Below are 18,757 nucleotides of genomic sequence, written 5' to 3' on the forward strand. Positions count from 1 at the left end.
CGGGCATTTATCCAACCAGGCACCTAACCCGACCAAGCCGAAAACCCCATGCCGCCCTCGCGCGCACCGACCGGCGCCGGCGTTCAGCAAACATCTGGCAGCAAACTTGCGATTGTTGCATTCAGGTCTCGCCGGTCGCGGTATCGCAACGCCGGGATTGCAAACAGTTATCTGATCGTGTTTCAAATGTGACAAAACTACCCTAACGTTATCAAAGTGAAATCTGCGCTCCATGTGCATGGAGTGCTGACGGAGGGGAGCTCTACATGACCGCGAGCAAGTCGGCCGACGTTCCACGCCGGTCAAGGACGAAACCAGATACCGGGCGGACCACGTGGGACACCGTCGAGATCGTGGCGACGTCGATTGTGCGCCCGGTCGTCGTTACCGCGGCGGTCTTTGGTGCGGTCTTGGGGGCGATTCCCGCCGCGCATGCCGACTCTGTCAATGACGCGATGGGGCCGGTTCTCAATGGCGTGGGTATCGGTAACAACGGACCGGTGAGCGGCGCCATCGCCCAGATGGGTCAGTCGATCTGTCCGATGCTGGTCAAACCCGGCGGCAGCCTGGCCAGCAGCGCGGCCGAGATCGGCGGGCCCGGTGGCCTGGCCCCGCCGATGGTCGGCTTCCTGGCCAGCATGGCGATCCAGACGCAATGCCCGGGATTCATGACATCGGTCGCCAACGGCAACATGCCGTTCCCGCTCCCGGGCGCCGGCGGCCCGGGACTCCCGCTCGGCCTACCCGGGGCGCCGGGACCGCAGTCCTTGCTGCCGGGCATCAACCCAGTTGGTGGGCAGCCGCTGCCGCTTCCCGGGTTCTAGGGGTCGGTGGTCAGTCGAAAAGCGGCAACGTCGGGGAGGAACGTCTCCTCTCCAGGGCGAGCAGCGTTCGTTTGCGATCCAGGCCGCCGCCATACCCGGTGAGGCTGCCGCTGGTACCGATCACCCGGTGGCACGGGACAATGATGGCGATTGGGTTGTGGCCGTTGGCAAGTCCAACGGCACGGGCCGCCCCCGGGGTGCCGATCTGTTCCGCAATTTCGCCATAAGACCGGGTCTCACCGAACGGGATCGTCAGCAATGCCTGCCACACCCGCCGCTGAAACTCGCTGCCGCGTAGATCGAGCTCCAGGGCGAAATCGGTGAGCTCGCCGGCGAAATACGCGTTGAGTTGGTCGACAGCGTCGCTGAATGCGACGGGATTGCTTGACCAGCCGGCGCGGTTCGGTTCATGGCTTTGGTCGACCATTCGCAGGTTGGTCAGCGTTTGGTCATGGCCGGCCAGGGTCAGCAACCCGATCGGCGAGTCGATGGTCCGGTAGTAGGTCATGCGGTCTCCTTGACTGGCCAATGGTTCACCGAGTGCTCCAGCGTGGTCCATAAATGCTGGGTCGCATATGACCGCCAGGGACGCCATCGTTGGCTCCGCGCGGTCAGCTCGCGGTGATCCGTCGGCAAAGCCAATTGCTCTGCGGCCAAACGCAATCCGAGGTCGCTGGCGGGGAAGGCGTCCGGGTCACCCAGACCACGCATCGCGATGACCTCTGCGGTCCACGGGCCGATTCCGGGTAGCGCCAGCAGTTGACTACGGGCTTGATCCCAGTCGCAGCCGGCGTTCAGCAGCACGCTGCCGTCCGCGAGAGCGGCGATCAGGTTGGCGACGGTTCGCCGTCGACTTGCCGGAACGGCCAACTGGGCCGGATCGATCTCGCTGAGTTGCTCAGTCGACGGAAACGTATGCGTCAGTGCGCCGTTCGCGTCATGAATCGGATGGCCATATGCCGTGACCAGTCTGCCGACATGGGTCCGCGCCGCCTTCGTGGGCACTTGCTGACCCAGCACTACGCGCACTGCGAGTTCGGCCTCGTCGACGGTCCGCGGGATGCGTTGTCCGGGTGCCTTCGCAACCACCGTGGCCAGCGCGACGTCGGAGCCCAGCACATCGATCACCGCATCCGGGTCGGCGTCGAGGTCGAGCAGTCGTCGGCAGCGCGAGATCGCCGAGGTCAGGTCGCGGAAGTCGTCGAGCACCAGGACGCATCGGACGTGGTCGGGCGCCGGTGTCAGGCCGGCGATTCCGTTGCCGAACGGCAGCCGTAATGCGCGCCGATAGGTGCCGTCGCGCACTTCTTCGCATCCGGGTACCACGCTGGCGGCCAGCTGGCCGAACACTCCTGCATGGGCGAACGGCATCCGCACCGGCAGGCGCAGCGTCACCGTGCCCGGCGTGGGCGCTGCGTGAAGTTCACCACGAGTGGTTGCGCGTCGGCGCAATTCCGTTGGGGTGCAGTCGAATACCGATCGCACCGTCTCGTTGAACTGTCGGATGCTGGAAAAGCCTGCGGCGAAGGCGATGTCGCCGAAAGGCAGATCCGTGGTTTCGACGAGTATTCGCGCGGTTTGGGTGCGCTGCGCGAGAGCGAGGGCAAGCGGGCCCGCGCCGGTCTCTTCCTGCAGCAGTCGCTGAAGCTGCCGCGTGGTGTAGCCGAGACGGGCGGCCAGGCCGGTGACGCCCTCGCGGTCAACGGCGCCATCGGCGATCAGGCGCATGGCCCGGGCGACCAGGTCGTCGCGCATGTTCCATTCCGGCGAGCCAGGCGAGGCGTCCGGCCGACAACGTTTGCACGCACGAAAGCCGGCGCGTTGTGCGGCCGCCGCGGTCGGGTAGAAGCAGACGTTGCGGGCGAACGGTGGATGGACTGGACAGCTGGGGCGGCAATAAATCCCGGTGGTACGCACGGCGGTGACGAACCAGCCGTCGAACCGGGTGTCCTTGGATTGGACGGCCCGGTAGCAGCGGTCGAAGTCTTCGTGCACGATTCGACTGTTGCACCCGGGTGCCGACATTTCTAGCGGGAAAGCGACATGGCCGTCGTAAGCAGAACGGCCCCCTGCGCCGCCGGTGCGGGGGGCCTCCCTACTTGTATGCCCTACTTCGGTGGCATCCGGATGCCACCGTCGACTCTGACCACCTCGGCGTTCATGTACGAGTTGGTGAGAAGTTCGACGACCATGGAAGCCAGTTCGTCGGGCTTGCCCAGGCGGTGCGGGAACAGCACCGACTCGCCGAGCTTGGCCTTGAATGCCTCCGAGGCCTCGCCCTCGCCGTAGATCGGGGTGTCGATCAAGCCGGGGGCGACGGTGTTGACACGGATACCCACGGCTGACAGGTCGCGGGCAACCGGCAGAGTCAGGCCCACGATGCCGCCCTTGGACGACGAGTAGGCGGCCTGGCCGATCTGGCCGTCGAAGGCCGCCACGCTGGTCATGTTGACGATCGCGCCGCGCTCACCGGTCTCGGTGAACTCGTTCTTGCCCATCTGGGTGGCCGCGATCCGGATGCAGTCGAAGGTCCCGACGAGGTTGATGTCCAGGACCTTCTTGTAGGCGCCGAGGTCATGCGCCGACGAGAACTCGCCGTCCTTGCCGATGGTGCGCTGGGCCCAGCCGATGCCGGCCGAGTTGACCAGCGCGCGCAGCGGGCCGAGGTCCGCTGCGGTCTTGACCGCGTCGATGATCTGGTCGGTGTTGGTGACGTCGACGGTGACGAAGACACCGCCGATCTCGTTGGCAACTGCTTCGCCCTTGTCGGCCTGCAGGTCGGCTACGACGACCCGGGCACCCTTGGCGGCCAACTGACGGGCAGTCGCCGCACCGATTCCTGACGCGCCGCCGGTGACGACAGCGCTAGCTCCATTAATATCCACGTCGATATCCTAAGCACTACGTAATTGCAGCATTACAGCAACGCATCTCTGTTCAGCGCCGTAGTCGAAATACTCTATAGGAGAATATAATTCAGCGTCCTGGTGCCGCCAGCGGCTCAACTTCCGGCGCATTGCCGCCAAGTGGCCCGGGACGGACGAAGGTGACGCAGTGGCGGTTCCGCAGGGTTCGGCCGGTAAATCGTCCATGACCAGGTGATCCCGTTCGCTGCCATCCGGCGACACCGCCGCAAACGGGCCACCAGGCTCGGCCACCAGATGCTCCGCATGCCGCAAGATGCCGAGTAGCGTCAAATATCGTGCGTTCGGTGGACACTCCCCGTCGCGATCGGCTGCTCGACGTCGGGCTGGAGCTTTTTGCAGCGCGGTGTTGTTGGCCGCGTTGAACTACCTGCCGGTCATGGAAGTTCGGCTCGGCCGCGCCGTGTTCACCCACTGGGTGCCCACTGACGGAGCTAGGCGAGCGTCGCCAATCGGGTGGGTTGATCGTGACCGCGCAGCGTGACGGTTTCGCCCAATGACCAGCGCGCCTGCTCGTCGTCGCTGGACGCGTTGACGGTGTCTGAGGACACCAGCAGCCGGTGCGGCGCACGCTTGGCCAGCTCGCACAGCCGCGCCGCTTCGTTGACCGGTTCGCCGATCACCGTGTACTCGAATCTTTCCTTGGCACCGACATTTCCGGCGACGGCGTTGCCGGCCGCAACCCCGATGCCGGCCTTGATCTCGGGTACCTCGCCGTCGAGACGACGGGCGATGGCGCGGGCCGCGCCGAGCGCCTGCTCTTCGGGTCGGTCGAGATGATTGGGCGCGCCGAACACCGCCAGCACCGCGTCGCCCTCGAATTTGTTGACCAGCCCGTGGTGACGGTCGACCTCCTCGACGATCACTGCGAAAAACCGGTTGAGCAGTTGGACGACTTCAGCGGCTGGCCGGCCGGTAACCAACTGCGTCGAGCCGATGACATCGATGAAAACCACTGCGACATGGCGATCTTCGCCTCCGAGCTGGGGCATGTCACGCTCGGCGGCGGCGGCGACTTCGCGCCCGACGTGACGACCGAACAGGTCGCGCACCCGTTCACGCTCGCGCAGACCGTCGACCATCGCGTTGAATCCGCGCTGCAACTCGCCGAGCTCGGTGCCGTCGAACACCACCAGATCGCCGCGCAGATCGCCGTCTTCGACGCGCTTGAGCGCAGCACGCACCACCCGTACCGGCGTCGCGGTCAGCCAGGCCAGGATCCACATCAGCACAAAGCCGAAAATTATTGTGGCAGTGGCTATCATCGAGATGGCGACCGCCAGCTGGGTCTTGCTCAGATTGTCCAGCAGCACACCGCCCAGCAGCGCGGTGACGATGATGCCGAGCACTGGAACACCGGAACCCAGCAGCCACACCGTCAGCGTCCGGCCCATGATCCCCGGGGCCAACCGCCGCGGCGCCCGGCCTGCCTCCAGCGCCTGAGCGGCCACCGGTCGCAGCGCGAACTCGGTGAACAGGTAGCAGGCGGTCGACACCAGAATTCCGCAGACACTGACGCAGAAGCCGACGATCGGGATGAACATGCTGTCGGCTAACCCGTAGAGCGTCGTCAGCAACGCTGTTCCGATGACCCACAACACCAGCACACCGAGTGCCAGCCAGAACGGCGCGGTAAACGTGGCGTGCTCGTCGGCCGGGGTGGGATCCTGTTCCTCGATCGACCAGCGCAGGACGGCGATGGTCCGGTGCGTGATCAACCACGTACCGAGTCCCAGCGCGATGGCGCAATACGCCGGGATGACGCCGAAAGTGATCCACAGCGGTGCGTCGCCGAAGATGCTCGGAGTCGGGAACGCGACGGTCAACAGCAGCGCCGCGACGCCGATTCCGATCACATTCGCCCCGACGATGAACACCGTCAGGATGAGCTGAATGCGCACCCGTCGACGGGCCTGGCTCTCCGACACCTTCCCGAGTAGCCAGGAGCCGTAGGCCGGGGTATCCGGCAGTCGACCACTCTGCTGAGTCACCCGCTCCAGCACCCGCCCCAGTCGCTGTGCGGTCGATCGCTTAGCCATCATGGTGGCGACAGCCTAATTGCGTTGCCACAGCTTGCGCTTAAGGTGTGTTGCGTGCGCCTCGTCATTGCCCGTTGCACCGTGGATTACGTCGGACGCCTCACCGCTCACCTGCCTTCGGCACGCCGGCTATTGCTGTTCAAGGCCGACGGTTCGGTGAGTGTGCACGCCGATGACCGTGCCTACAAGCCGCTGAACTGGATGAGCCCGCCGTGCTGGTTCTCCGAAGAAAACGCGGGCGACGCGCCGGTGTGGGTGGTGCAGAACAAGGCCGGCGAGCAACTGCGCATCGCGATAGAGGACATCGAGCACGACTCCAGCCATCAGCTCGGGGTCGATCCGGGGCTGGTCAAGGACGGCGTCGAAGCCCACCTGCAGGTGCTACTCGCCGAGCACGTCGAGCTGCTCGGGGCCGGCTACACGTTGGTACGTCGGGAGTACATGACGCCGATCGGGCCGGTCGACTTGTTGTGCCGCGACGAACAGGGCCACTCGGTCGCGGTGGAGATCAAGCGCCGCGGCGAAATCGACGGGGTCGAGCAGCTCACCCGATACCTGGAGCTGCTCAACCGGGACAGCCTGTTGGCGCCCGTGAGCGGGGTTTTCGCGGCACAACAGATCAAGCCGCAGGCGAAAACTTTAGCGACCGATCGCGGAATCCGTTGCTTGACATTGGATTACGACAAGATGCGAGGCATGGATTCCGACGAGTTCCGCTTGTTCTGAGCTGGCTCACTAGACTGCGGGCATGGCCCGACGCCACAGCTCACCGCGTCCGCGGCCGTCGTTTGGGCCGCTGCCCGCTGCGCGTCGGGTGCAGACCGGGCCGGACGGACACGACTACGAGGTGCGGCCGGTCGCCGCTGCCCGCGCCTTGAAAACCTATCGCTGCCCGGGCTGCGATCACGAAATACGCATCCGCACAGCCCATGTGGTGGTGTGGCTGGCCGATTCCGGCGAGGCGGCCGTCGATGACCGACGGCATTGGCATACGCCGTGCTGGGCCAACCGGGCGACGCGCTCGCCCACTAGAAAGTGGTCCTGAAAAACCTAGTCGGCGTCGTCGGCCGGTTCGACCAACTCGATCAGCACACCACCGGCGTCCTTGGGGTGGATGAAGTTGATCCGTGAGTTCGCGGTCCCGCGCCGGGGCGCGTCGTAGAGCAACCGGATCCCCTGGTCGACCAGGCGCTCGCTGAGGGCGTCCAGATCGCTGACCCGGTAGGCCAACTGCTGGATGCCCGGGCCACGCTTGTCGAGGAACTTCGCGATCGCCGACGAGTCGTCGACCGGGGCCATCAATTGAACCTGCGCGCTGCCCACCGCGGCGCCGCGCACCGACAGCATCGCCTCGCGAATGCCCTGGTCGTCGTTGACTTCCTCGTGCAGCACGATCATGCCGAGATGGTCGTGGTACCACGCGATCGCCGCGTCGAGGTCGGGGACCGCGATGCCGACATGGTCGACTGCCGTCACCAGGGCGGTGCTGAGCACTCGACGGGTGTCAACTTGATCGGTGGTCACTACGTAACGGTAACCTGATCGATGAGAATCCGTCTCCCGATCTTGGTGATCGGCCCCCGGACCCCGCTGTGGAGGTAATCATGACGACATCGGTGATCGTTGCTGGCGCACGGACGCCGATTGGCAAGCTGATGGGCTCGCTGAAGGACTTCAGCGCCAGCGATCTGGGCGCCATCGCGATCAAGGGCGCACTGGAGAAGGCCAACGTTGCGGCGTCGCTCGTCGAGTACGTGATTATGGGCCAGGTGCTCACCGCGGGGGCGGGCCAGATGCCGGCGCGGCAGTCGGCCGTCGACGCCGGCATCGGCTGGGACGTGCCGGCGCTGACCATCAACAAGATGTGCCTGTCCGGCATCGACGCCATCGCTCTGGCTGACCAGCTCATTCGGGCCGGCGAGTTCGACGTGGTGGTGGCCGGCGGGCAGGAGTCCATGACCAAGGCGCCGCACCTGCTGATCGACAGCCGCTCGGGGTACAAGTACGGCGACGTCACGGTGCGTGACCACACGGCCTACGACGGCCTGCACGACGTGTTCACCGACCAGCCGATGGGCGCGCTCACCGAGCAGCGCAACGACGTCGACAAATTCACCCGGCTGCAGCAGGACGAGTTCGCGGCGCGCTCGCACCAGAAGGCCGCCGCGGCGTGGAAAGACGGCGTTTTCGCCGACGAGGTGGTGCCGGTGAGCATCCCGCAGCGCAAGGGCGACCCGCTGCAGTTCAGCGAGGACGAGGGCATCCGGGCCAACACCACCGCCGAGTCGCTGGGCGGGCTCAAGCCGGCCTTCCGCACGGACGGCACCATCACCGCCGGGTCGGCGTCGCAGATTTCCGACGGCGCCGCGGCTGTCGTCGTGATGAACAAGGACAAGGCCATCGAGCTGGGCCTGAGCTGGTTGGTCGAGATCGGTGCGCACGGCGTGGTCGCCGGCCCGGACTCGACGCTGCAGTCGCAGCCGGCCAACGCGATCAAGAAGGCGATCGAGCGCGAAGGCATTGCCATCGACCAGCTCGACGTCATCGAGATCAACGAGGCATTCTCGGCGGTGGCGCTGGCCTCGATGCAAGAGCTGGGAGTTAACCCCGAGATCGTCAACGTCAATGGCGGCGCCATCGCGATCGGGCATCCGATCGGCATGTCGGGCGCCCGAATCGCCCTGCATGTGGCGCTCGAATTGGCCCGCCGCGGCTCTGGCTATGGCGTTGCTGCTTTGTGCGGCGCAGGTGGTCAGGGCGACGCGCTGATTCTGCGGGCCAGCTAGTTACCGGCTAGTACGGTTGTTGGCCGGTGTGGCTGGACAAGCGCCCGGAAGTTTGCTGGAGCGATGTCGCAGGCGGTGCGCCAACGATAGGTGTGATGTTGCTCATACGGCCGTCTGAACCGGATGAAACGCGGCTGAGGCCGCCGTGCCAAACTTGACCATGTGAGCCGTCCACGCCCTCCGATCGGGCCTGCGTTGTCCGGCGCGGTCGATCTGTCCGCCCTCAAGCAACCCCCTCCCGCCAGCGGCGACGGCGGCGGGGCTGGGTTGACCTCAGCCGCCGCGGGCGTCGAGGTCAACGAGACCAACTTCGAAGACGAAGTCCTGCTGCGCTCCAACCAGATGCCGGTGGTCGTGCTGTTGTGGTCGCCACGCAGCGAAGTCTGCCTGCAGTTGGCCGACGTCTTATCCGGCCTGGCCGCCGCCGACACCGGGAAGTGGGCGCTGGCCAGCGTCAACGTCGACGTGTCTCCGCGGGTGGCACAGATCTTCGGCGTCGAGGTGGTCCCCACTGTCGTGGCGTTGGCCGCTGGGCAGCCGCTCTCCAGCTTCCAGGGAGCTCAGCCGCCGGAGCAGTTACGCCGCTGGATCGACTCGCTGCTGTCGGCGACCGCCGGAAAGCTTAGCGGTGCGGCCGAATCCGGCGAGCCCGAGGACGTTGATCCCGCGCTCGAGCAGGCGCGTCAGCAACTCGAGGACAACGACCTCGGTGCGGCCCTGGACTCGTATCGGGCGATCCTGGATGACGACCCGAACCATGTCGAGGCCAACGCTGCGGTGCGCCAGATCGGGTTTCTGATGCGAGCCACCGCTCATGGCCCGGAGGCCATTGCGGTCGCCGACGCGGCGCCGACCGACATCGAGGCGGCGTTCGCCGCGGCCGATGTTCAGCTGCTCAGCCAGGACGTGACCGGCGCCTTCGATCGTCTGGTTGTGTTGGTGCGACGGACGTCCGGCGACGAGCGGACGTCGGTGCGCACGCGGCTGATCGAGCTGTTCGACTTGTTCGATCCCGCCGACCCGGACGTCATCGCGGGGCGGCGCAATCTCGCTAACGCGTTGTACTAGCCGGCTACTAAGCCGCGCGAGCAGACGCAAAATCGCCCAAAACGCGCGCTTAAGGCGCGAGTTTGCGTCTGCTCGCGATACTTGGTGATCGCCTACTCGGGTTCCAGCCACAGCGCTGACATCGGCGGCAGCACCAGCACCGCCGAGGCCGGACGGCCGTGCCAGGGGGCGTTGGTCGCGTCGACGCCACCCAGGTTGCCGATCCCGGTTCCGTTGTAGACGGTGGCGTCGGTGTTGAGCACTTCACGCCACCGCCCGGCGCTGGGCAAACCGAGGCGGTAATCGCTGTGCTCGGCGCCGGCGAAGTTGAACACGCACGCCATCACCGAGCCGTCGCTGCCGTAGCGCAGGAAGCTCAACACGTTGTTGGCGGAGTCGTTGGCGTCGATCCAGGAATACCCCTCCGCCTTGATGTCTTGACTCCACAGCGCCGGCGACGTGCGGTAGACCGCGTTGAGATCGTGCACCATTCGCGAGATTCCGCCTGAGAAGCTGTGCTCGTCGAGCTGGAACCAGTCCAGGCCGCGTACCTCGGACCATTCGGCCCGCTGACCGAATTCCTGGCCCATGAACAGCAACTGCTTGCCCGGGTGTGCCCACTGGTAGGCCAGCAGGCTGCGCAGTCCGGCCGCCTTCGCGTGGTCGTCGCCGGGCATCCGCCCCCACAGCGTGCCCTTGCCGTGCACGACCTCGTCGTGGCTGATCGGCAGTACGAAATTCTCGCTGAACGCGTACAGCATCGAGAACGTGATCGCATGGTGGTGGTAAGTACGGTAGATCGGATCGCGGCCGACATAGTCGAGCGTGTCGTGCATCCAGCCCATGTTCCACTTCATCGAGAAGCCCAGGCCGCCAACGGTAGTCGGTCGTGTGACGCCCGGCCAGGACGTTGACTCCTCGGCGATGGTGACGATGCCGGGCGCCGCTTTGTGCGCGGTGGCGTTCATCTCCTGCAGGAACTGCACGGCTTCCAGGTTCTCCCGGCCGCCATGGATGTTCGGCGTCCAACCACCTTCCGGGCGGGAGTAGTCCAGGTAGAGCATCGACGCGACGGCGTCCACCCTCAGGCCGTCGACGTGGTACTGCTCCAACCAGTACAGCGCGTTGGCGACCAGGAAGTTGCGGACCTCGGCGCGGCCGAAGTCGAAGACGTATGTGCCCCAGTCGAGTTGCTCGCCGCGGCGCGGATCGGAGTGTTCGTAGAGCGGTGTGCCGTCGAAGCGGCCCAGTGCCCACGCGTCCTTGGGAAAGTGGGCAGGCACCCAGTCCACGATGACGCCGATGCCGGCCTGGTGCAGCGCGTCGATCAGCCCGCGCAATTCGTCGGGCGTGCCGAATCGCGATGAGGGCGCGTAGTACGAGGTGACCTGATACCCCCAGGAGCCGCCGAACGGATGCTCGGCGACGGGGAGCAACTCCACGTGAGTAAAACCTTGCGCCAGAACATAATCCGTTAATTCCCGGGCGAGGTCGCGATACGACAGGCCGGGACGCCATGAGCCCAGGTGCACCTCGTAGGTGCTCATCGGCTCGAACACCGCGTTGCGCTTGGCGCGGGCCGTCATCCACGTCTCGTCGCCCCAGCGGTAGTCGCTCACGTTCACCCGCGAGGCGGTGTGCGGCGGCACCTCGGTCGCGAATGCCATCGGATCAGCACGGTCGGTGACCGAGCCGTCGGCGCCGTGCACGCGGAACTTGTACAGCCCGTCGCGGGGGAAGTCGGGCCAGAACAACTCCCACACGCCGGACGAGCCGAGCACCCGCATCGGTGCCTCGTTGCCGATCCAGCCGTTGAATTCCGCGATCAGGCTGACGCCCTTGGCGTTGGGGGCCCATACCGCAAACGACACGCCGTCCACGGTGCCGTCGGCGGTGGTGAACGAACGGGGATGGGCGCCTAGGACGTCCCACAGCCGTTCGTGACGGCCCTCGTTGAATAGGTGTAGGTCGACTTCGCCCAGCGTGGGCAGGAAGCGGTAGGCGTCGGCGACAACGTGCGGCGCGCCGTGGTCGTAACGCACCTCGAGGCGGTAGTCGATCAGGTTGACGAACGGCAGCGCGACGGCGAACATGCCGGAGTCAATGTGCTGCAACACGAATCGGTCGTCGCCGACCAGGGCGACCACCTCGGCGGCGTGCGGGCGGAAGGCCCGGATGACGGTGTGGTCGCCGTATTCGTGGGCGCCCAGGATGCCGTGCGGATCGTGGTGCTCACCGGAGATCAACCGGGCCAGGTCACCCGGTTCGGGTGCCAAGCGGGCCTTGGCGATTCGGTCGCCTGACTTCATCGTGGCGTCACCTCCGGCACAGCAGCCTGATTCGTGATTCGGACGGGATGAGCGGCATGTTGATGACGTGCGCGACGGCGTGGCCAGGGTCGATGCGGATGTAATTGGCCGCACCCCATTGGTATTCCGCACCGGTGATCTCGTCGCGCACCCAGAACCGCTCGTGCTGGTCCATACCCAGCGCTTCCATGTCCAACCACAACGTGGCTTGCTCAGGACCGAACGCGTTGAGTGTGACGACCACCAGCACACAGTCGCCGGTGATCGGGTCGAACTTGCTGTAGGCCAGCAACGCATCGTTGTCGACGGCGTGGAACTTAATGTTGCGCAACTGCTGTAGAGCCGGGTGCAGTCGGCGAATGCTGTTGAGTCGCGCGATGAATGGCTCGAGAGACCGCCCGGCCGCCAACGCCCCGGCGAAATCGCGGGGGCGAAGCTCGTATTTCTCGGAGTCCAGGTACTCTTCGCTGCCCTCGGCGACGGCGCGGCCCTCGAACAGCTCGTAGCCGGAGTACACCCCCCAGGTGGGGCTCATGGTCGACGCCAGCACCGCGCGGATCGCGAACATGCCCGGGCCGCCGTGCTGCAGGCTGGCGTGCAGGATGTCGGGGGTGTTGACGAACAGGTTGGGCCGCCGGTAGTCGGCGATTTCGGGGATCTGCTGGGCGAATTCGGTGAGCTCCCATTTGGACGTGCGCCAGGTGAAGTAAGTGTAGGACTGGGTGAACCCCAGCTTGGCCAAACCATATTGGCGGGCCGGCGGGGTGAACGCCTCGGACAGGAACAACACGTCGGGATCGGCCGCCTTGGCCGCAGCGATCAGCCAGGCCCAGAAGTTGGGCGGCTTGGTGTGCGGATTGTCGACCCGAAAGATCGTGACGCCGTGGTCCATCCAGAACCGCACCACGCGCAGCACTTCGGCGTACAAACCGGCGGGGTCGTTGTCGAAGTTGATCGGGTAGATGTCCTGGTACTTCTTCGGCGGGTTCTCGGCGTAGGCGATCGTGCCGTCGGGTAGCTCGGTGAACCATTCGCGGTGATTCTTGGCCCACGGGTGATCGGGCGCGCACTGCAGCGCCAGGTCCAGCGCCACCTCCATGCCCAGGTCCTCGACGGCGGCGACGAACATGTCGAAGTCGGCGATCGTGCCCAGCCGCGGATGAATCGCGTCGTGGCCGCCCTCGTCGCTGCCGATGGCCCACGGCGAGCCGACATCACCGGGCACCGCAGTCGCGGTGTTGTTGCGGCCCTTGCGGTGTACCTTGCCGATCGGGTGGATCGGCGGCAGGTACACCACGTCGAAGCCCATCTGCGCGATCCGCGGCAGGTCGGCCGCTGCGGTGGCGAAGGTGCCGTGCACCGGATTGCCTTTGGCGTCCCAGCCGCCGGTCGAGCGGGGAAACATCTCGTACCACGATCCGAAGCGGGCCAGCGGCCGGTCCACCCACACGCCGTACTGCTCACCGCGGGTGACCAGCTCGCGCAGCGGAAACTGCGTCAGCAGTTCGTCGATCTCGGGGGTCAGCGCCAACGCGGCGCGCGACACCGGGTCGCCAGGAGTTCGCAACGCCTCCGCCGCCTTCAGCAGCGGCTCGCGTCGAGCGCGTGGGACGCCGGTCGCGGCGCGCTCCATCAACTGCGCGCCGATCAGCAGATCGTTGGACAATTCGCTTTCGCCCTGACCGGCGTCCAGCTTGGCCTCGACGGCGTGCCGCCAGGTGTGGATCGGGTCACCCCAGCCGTCGACCCGATACGTCCACAGCCCGACGCGGTCGGGTGTGAACGCCCCGTGGAAGACGTAGGGTTCGACGCCGTCGGGACTCATCGGCATGTGCAACGGCTTGACCCGTACGACATCGGCAGCGGTCTCGGCCACCGCGGGAGCAGGCGTCGCCTTGAGTCGACGTGTTTCGCCGACCTGCGGATAGCGCGGCCCCAGGTAGCGCACCACCAGCGTGGCCGCCACCGCGTCGTGGCCTTCGCGCCACACTGCCGCACGCACCGGAACCACCTCGTCCAGCACGGCTTTAGCCGGATAGGCGCCGCACGAAACGACGGGCGCGACGTCGTCGATCTCGACACGACCGGGCACCGCTACTCCCTCCTGAGCTCGTCGTTGTCGTCCTGGGCGCCGCCACTCTTGACTCGGGAAACTCTGTGCGCCCCATACCCACCGTAGTGGCGAGCCACACCTGAGGTCGGTTCGCGCGGGTGGCTCGGGAGGCGAAACCTGCCCGCGCGTCAGTAAGGTAGTCACGCGTGAGAGCCCTTCGCCGGTTCACGGTCCGTGCCCATCTTCCACAGCGCCTGGCGGCGCTGGAGCAGCTGTCGATCAACCTGCGATGGTCCTGGGACAAGCCCACCCAGGATCTCTTCGACACGATCGACCCGGCGCTGTGGACGCAGTGTGGGCGGGATCCGGTGGCCTTGCTGGGGGCGGTCAGCGCGGCCCGGCTCGACGAGCTGGCACTCGACAGCGGCTTTTTGGACCGGCTCGACCACTTGGCCGCCGAACTCAACGACTATCTCAGCCGCCCGCAGTGGTACCAGCAGCAACAAGGGGCCGGCGTCCCCGAGAAAGCTCTGCCCAACGGCATCGCGTACTTCTCGATGGAGTTCGGCGTCGCCGAGGTGCTGCCGAACTACTCGGGCGGATTGGGAATCCTGGCCGGTGACCATCTCAAGGCTGCCTCGGACCTCGGCCTGCCGCTGATCGCGGTCGGGTTGTACTACCGCTCCGGCTACTTCCGGCAGTCGCTGACCGCCGACGGCTGGCAGCACGAGGACTATCCCTCGCTCGACCCGGCGGGACTGCCGCTGCGTCTGCTCACCGACAGCTCGGGCGCACCGGCGCTGGTCGAGCTGGCACTGCCGCAGCCCGGCTCGCTGCGGGCGCGGATCTGGGTCGCCCAGGTCGGTCGGGTGCCGCTGCTGCTGCTGGATTCCGACATCCCCGAGAACGAGCACGAGATGCGCGGGGTCACCGACCGTCTCTACGGCGGTGACCAGGAACACCGCATGCAGCAGGAGATCCTGGCCGGGATCGGCGGTGTGCGGGCGATCCGTGCCTACACCGCGATCGAAGGCCTGCCCGCGCCGGAGGTGTTCCACATGAACGAGGGCCATGCCGGCTTCCTCGGCGCCGAGCGGATCCGCGAACTCGTCGACGCCGGTTTGGATTTCGACACCGCGCTGACCGTGGTGCGGTCCAGCACGGTGTTCACCACCCACACTCCGGTGCCCGCCGGCATCGACCGGTTCCCGGTCGAGATGGTGCAGCGGTACTTCGCCGGCAGTCCGACCGACGGCGCGGGCGTCGCCGCCGGGTCGGTGCTGTTGCCCGGCGTGCCGGTCGGCAGGATCCTGGCGCTGGGCGCCGAAGACGATCCGGAGAAGTTCAACATGGCCCACATGGGCCTGCGACTCGCTCAGCGCGCCAACGGTGTTTCGCTGCTGCACGGTGAGGTCAGCCGGGAGATGTTCAACGACCTGTGGGCCGGCTTCGACACCGACGAGGTGCCGATCGGGTCGATCACCAACGGCGTGCACGCCCGCACCTGGGCGGCGCCGCAATGGCTGCAGCTGGGCCAGGAACTGGCCGGCTCGGACGAGTTCAGCGACCCCGGTGTCTGGCTGCGGGTCAACGACGTCGACGGTGCTCACCTGTGGTGGATCCGCTCGCAACTGCGCGCCCTGCTGGTCGAAGACGTCCGGGCCCGGCTGCACCGTTCGTGGCTGGTTCGCGGTGCGCCGGAGGCTGAATTGGGTTGGATTTCAACCGCATTCGACCCGAATGTGTTGACCATCGGGTTCGCCCGTCGGGTGCCGACCTACAAGCGTCTGACGTTGATGCTGCGCGACTCGCAGCGACTGGAGCGGTTGCTGCTCGACAAGGACAAACCGATCCAGTTGATCGTCGCCGGCAAGTCGCATCCCGCCGACGACGGCGGTAAGGCACTGATTCAGCAGGTGGTCCAGTTCGCCGACCGGCACGAGGTGCGGCACCGCATCGCGTTCCTGCCCGACTACGACATGTCGATGGCCCGGCTGCTGTATTGGGGCTGCGACGTCTGGCTGAACAACCCGCTGCGCCCGCTCGAGGCGTGCGGCACGTCGGGGATGAAGAGCGCGCTCAACGGCGGACTCAACCTGTCGATTCTCGACGGGTGGTGGGACGAGTGGCACGACGGCGAAAACGGCTGGGCCATCCCGTCGGCCTCCGGCGTCGCCGACGAGGAACGCCGCGACGACCTGGAAGCGGCCGCGCTGTATGACCTGGTGGAGAAGTCCGTCGCGCCGAAGTTCTACGAGCGCGACGAGCACGGGGTGCCGCGGCGGTGGATCGAGATGGTCCGCCACACGCTGCAGACGCTGGGCCCGAAAGTGTTGGCCTCCCGGATGGTTCGCGATTACACCGAGGGTTACTACCTGCCGGCGGCCGAGTCGCTGCGTCGGACGGTCGCCCTCGACGGCGACGGCCAGGCCGCATTCGATCCGGCCCGCGAGCTGGCGGCCTATCGGCGTCGCGCGTTCGAGGAGTGGCCGCGCATCCGGATCACCGACGTCGACAGCACAGGGCTACCGGACACGCCGATCCTCGGGTCGAAGCTGACGCTCACCGCGACCGTCCAACTGGCGGGCCTGCGACCCGAGGAGGTCACCGTGCAGGCCGTCGTCGGCCGGGTGGAGATCGGTGACGTGCTGGTGGACCCCGTCACCGTCGACATGCCCTACACCGGAACGGCTTCCGGCGGCGACCAGGTGTTCGCGACGACGATGCCGCTGCCGGTCGCGGGGTCGGTCGGCTACACCGTGCGGGTGCTGCCACACCATCCGATGCTGGCCTCCGACGCCGAGCTGGGTTTGGTCACGCTTGCTTAGTCAGCCGTGTCAGCGCCGCGCGCACCGCGGCCGCATCGGTGGTCGCCCAGAACGGCGGCAGCGAGGCCCGCAGGTAGCCGCCGTAGCGGGCGGTGGCCATCCGGGAGTCCAGCACCGCCACCACCCCGCGGTCGTCGACGCCGCGCAGCAGCCGGCCCGCGCCCTGGGCCAGCAGCAGCGCGGCGTGACTGGCCGCGACGGCCATGAAGCCGTTGCCGCCGGCGGCTGCCACCGCGCGTTGCCGGGCGGACAGCAGCGGATCGTCGGGTCGCGGAAACGGGATGCGGTCGATGATCACCAGCGACAGCGACGGCCCGGGCACGTCGACGCCCTGCCACAGTGACAAGGTGCCGAACAGCGACGTCGCCGGGTCGGCGGTGAACTGCTCGACCAGCGTGGTGGTGGTGTCGTCGCCTTGACACAGCACCGGTGTGGACAGCCGCTGCGACATCGCGTCGGCGGCCGCGCGGGCCGCCCGCATCGACGAGAACAGCCCGAGCGTCCGTCCGCCCGCCGCGGTGATGAGCTCGGCGATCTCGGTCAGCTGTTCGGCCGTGCCGGCGCCGTCGCGGCCGGGCGGCGGAAGCTGGGCCGCGACGTAGAGGATCCCGGCTTTGGCGTGCTGGAACGGCGAGCCGACATCGAGCCCGCGCCAAGGGGTTTCGCTGTCGGCCAGCCCCCACGCTTTGGCCATCGCATCGAAGGAACCGCCGACGGTCAGCGTGGCCGAGGTCAGCACCGCGGTCGCGTCGGCGAACAGCCGGGTGCGCAGCAGCCCGGCCACCGACAGCGGCGCGACCCGCAGAAACGTTCGCGTCGACCCGCGGTTGTCCTCGTGGTCGAGCCACACCACGTCGGTGCGATCGGCGATGGCGGGCCCGAAGGACGACAGGATTCGCGCTGCGGTGTCGGCGATTTCGGCGAGGCTGGCGACCGCTTCGGAGCGGGCCGCGGCGGCCTTGGGATCGGTGGGCGAGGTGTCGATGGTCGACCGCGCCGCGGTGGCCGCATCGCGCAGCGCGGTGAGCTGGGTGGCGAGCTCGTCGTCGAGGTGGTCCATGCGACCGGCCGACGCATTCTGGATGAGCGTGATGAAGCTGCCCGACATGCGTTCCCAGCGTGCCACGAGCTCCGGTTCGACCAGCTGGGCGATACGCCGTGACGCGATGCCCAACGCGGTGGCGGTCAGTTCGCCGGTGGCCACCGCGGTCACCCGGTCTACCAGGTCGTGGGCCTCGTCGACCACCAGCAGCCGATGTTCGGGCAGCACGGCCGAGTCGGCGACGGCGTTGATGGCCAGCAGTGCGTGGTTGGTGACGACGACATCGGCGCCCCCGGCCTTGGCCTTCGCCTTCTCGGAGTAGCAATCGGTGCCGAACGGACAGCGGGCCATCCCGAGGCATTCCCGGGCGGACACGCTGACCTGCCCCCACGACCGTTCGGCGACACCGGGTTTCAGGTCGTCGCGGTCACCGGTGTCGGTATCCGAAGCCCACTCGGTGAGTCGCTGCACCTCGCGCCCCAACGTGCCGGCCGCCTGCGGCCGAAACAGCTCCTGCGGTTCATCGGGCGCATCGGCGGCCGAGCCGTTGTGAATCTTGTTGAGGCACAAGTAGTTCTGCCGACCCTTCAGCAACGCGAAGCGCGGCTTGCGCGGCAGCGCATCGGCGAGAGCGTCGACGAGCCGGGGGAGGTCGCGGTTGACCAGTTGGCGTTGCAGGGCAATGGTTGCCGTCGACACCACCACCGGCGAGTTGTCGGCCACCGCGCGCTGGATCGCCGGAACCAGGTAGGCCAACGATTTTCCGGTGCCGGTGCCCGCCTGCACGGCCAGGTGCTCGCCGGACTCGAAGGCATCCGCGACCGCGTTGGCCATGTCGAGCTGGCCGCTACGTTGCGTGCCGCCGAGCGCGGTCACTGCCGTGGCCAGCAGCTGCGACACCGGTA

General features: G+C 67.0%; 14 protein-coding genes. 6 read left to right on the forward strand and 8 right to left on the reverse strand.

The genetic code is table 11. The features are described 5' to 3' along the window. The first annotated feature begins 266 nt into the window (after positions 1-266). A complete protein-coding gene (locus ABDV69_RS12180) occupies positions 267-824 on the forward strand; it encodes a hypothetical protein (protein WP_343574623.1) in 558 nt (185 codons plus the stop codon). A gap of 10 nt (positions 825-834) precedes the next feature. On the opposite strand, the gene ABDV69_RS12185 is transcribed toward ABDV69_RS12180, so the two are convergent. From ABDV69_RS12185 to ABDV69_RS12200, 4 genes are all read right to left on the reverse strand, one after another. Continuing rightward, complete coding sequence (locus tag ABDV69_RS12185) at positions 835-1,332, reverse strand: methylated-DNA--[protein]-cysteine S-methyltransferase (RefSeq protein WP_343574624.1); 498 nt, start codon at positions 1,330-1,332, stop codon at positions 835-837. Further along, positions 1,329-2,819, reverse strand: coding sequence for a DNA-3-methyladenine glycosylase 2 family protein (locus tag ABDV69_RS12190; protein WP_343574626.1), 1,491 nt, complete (start codon positions 2,817-2,819; stop codon positions 1,329-1,331). The genes ABDV69_RS12185 and ABDV69_RS12190 overlap by 4 nt, the downstream gene beginning before the upstream one ends. A 113-nt stretch (positions 2,820-2,932) precedes the next feature. After that, positions 2,933-3,709 (reverse strand): SDR family NAD(P)-dependent oxidoreductase, encoded by a 777-nt coding sequence (locus tag ABDV69_RS12195; RefSeq protein ID WP_343574628.1) that lies wholly within the window; start codon positions 3,707-3,709, stop codon positions 2,933-2,935. A gap of 473 nt (positions 3,710-4,182) precedes the next feature. Beyond that, positions 4,183-5,790, reverse strand: a complete 1,608-nt coding sequence (locus tag ABDV69_RS12200; protein ID WP_343574630.1) for an adenylate/guanylate cyclase domain-containing protein — start codon at positions 5,788-5,790, stop codon at positions 4,183-4,185. A gap of 51 nt (positions 5,791-5,841) precedes the next feature. Here ABDV69_RS12200 and nucS point away from each other — a divergent pair, with 51 nt between their 5' ends. Further along, complete coding sequence (nucS, locus tag ABDV69_RS12205; RefSeq protein ID WP_343574632.1) at positions 5,842-6,513, forward strand: endonuclease NucS; 672 nt, start codon at positions 5,842-5,844, stop codon at positions 6,511-6,513. A gap of 22 nt (positions 6,514-6,535) precedes the next feature. Next, positions 6,536-6,832, forward strand: coding sequence for a hypothetical protein (locus ABDV69_RS12210; RefSeq protein ID WP_343574633.1), 297 nt, complete (start codon positions 6,536-6,538; stop codon positions 6,830-6,832). A 5-nt stretch (positions 6,833-6,837) separates the two neighbouring features. Here the strand turns inward: ABDV69_RS12210 and mce are convergent, their stop codons facing one another. Next, positions 6,838-7,311: a methylmalonyl-CoA epimerase gene (gene mce / locus ABDV69_RS12215; protein WP_343574635.1), complete on the reverse strand. Its 474-nt coding sequence runs from the start codon at positions 7,309-7,311 to the stop codon at positions 6,838-6,840. Positions 7,312-7,391: 80 nt separating this feature from the next. Here mce and ABDV69_RS12220 point away from each other — a divergent pair, with 80 nt between their 5' ends. Beyond that, a complete protein-coding gene (locus ABDV69_RS12220; RefSeq protein ID WP_343574637.1) occupies positions 7,392-8,573 on the forward strand; it encodes an acetyl-CoA C-acetyltransferase in 1,182 nt (393 codons plus the stop codon). 162 nt (positions 8,574-8,735) lie between these two features. After that, positions 8,736-9,641 (forward strand): tetratricopeptide repeat protein, encoded by a 906-nt coding sequence (locus ABDV69_RS12225; RefSeq protein ID WP_343574639.1) that lies wholly within the window; start codon positions 8,736-8,738, stop codon positions 9,639-9,641. Positions 9,642-9,733: 92 nt separating this feature from the next. On the opposite strand, the gene glgB is transcribed toward ABDV69_RS12225, so the two are convergent. Both glgB and ABDV69_RS12235 read right to left on the reverse strand, forming a co-directional pair. Beyond that, complete coding sequence (gene glgB, locus ABDV69_RS12230) at positions 9,734-11,929, reverse strand: 1,4-alpha-glucan branching protein GlgB (RefSeq protein WP_343574641.1); 2,196 nt, start codon at positions 11,927-11,929, stop codon at positions 9,734-9,736. A 7-nt stretch (positions 11,930-11,936) separates the two neighbouring features. Further along, complete coding sequence (locus tag ABDV69_RS12235) at positions 11,937-14,021, reverse strand: alpha-1,4-glucan--maltose-1-phosphate maltosyltransferase (protein WP_343574642.1); 2,085 nt, start codon at positions 14,019-14,021, stop codon at positions 11,937-11,939. Positions 14,022-14,188: 167 nt separating this feature from the next. Between ABDV69_RS12235 and glgP the strand changes: the two genes are divergently transcribed. After that, entirely contained in the window at positions 14,189-16,810 is a 2,622-nt protein-coding gene (gene glgP, locus ABDV69_RS12240) for an alpha-glucan family phosphorylase (RefSeq protein ID WP_343574644.1), read from the forward strand. Here glgP and ABDV69_RS12245 read toward each other — a convergent pair. Further along, positions 16,797-18,752 (reverse strand): ATP-dependent DNA helicase, encoded by a 1,956-nt coding sequence (locus ABDV69_RS12245; protein WP_343574646.1) that lies wholly within the window; start codon positions 18,750-18,752, stop codon positions 16,797-16,799. The genes glgP and ABDV69_RS12245 overlap by 14 nt on opposite strands. Between the last annotated feature and the right edge of the window lie 5 nt (positions 18,753-18,757).

Source organism: Mycobacterium sp., assembly GCF_039583785.1.
GTDB lineage: Bacteria > Actinomycetota > Actinomycetes > Mycobacteriales > Mycobacteriaceae > Mycobacterium.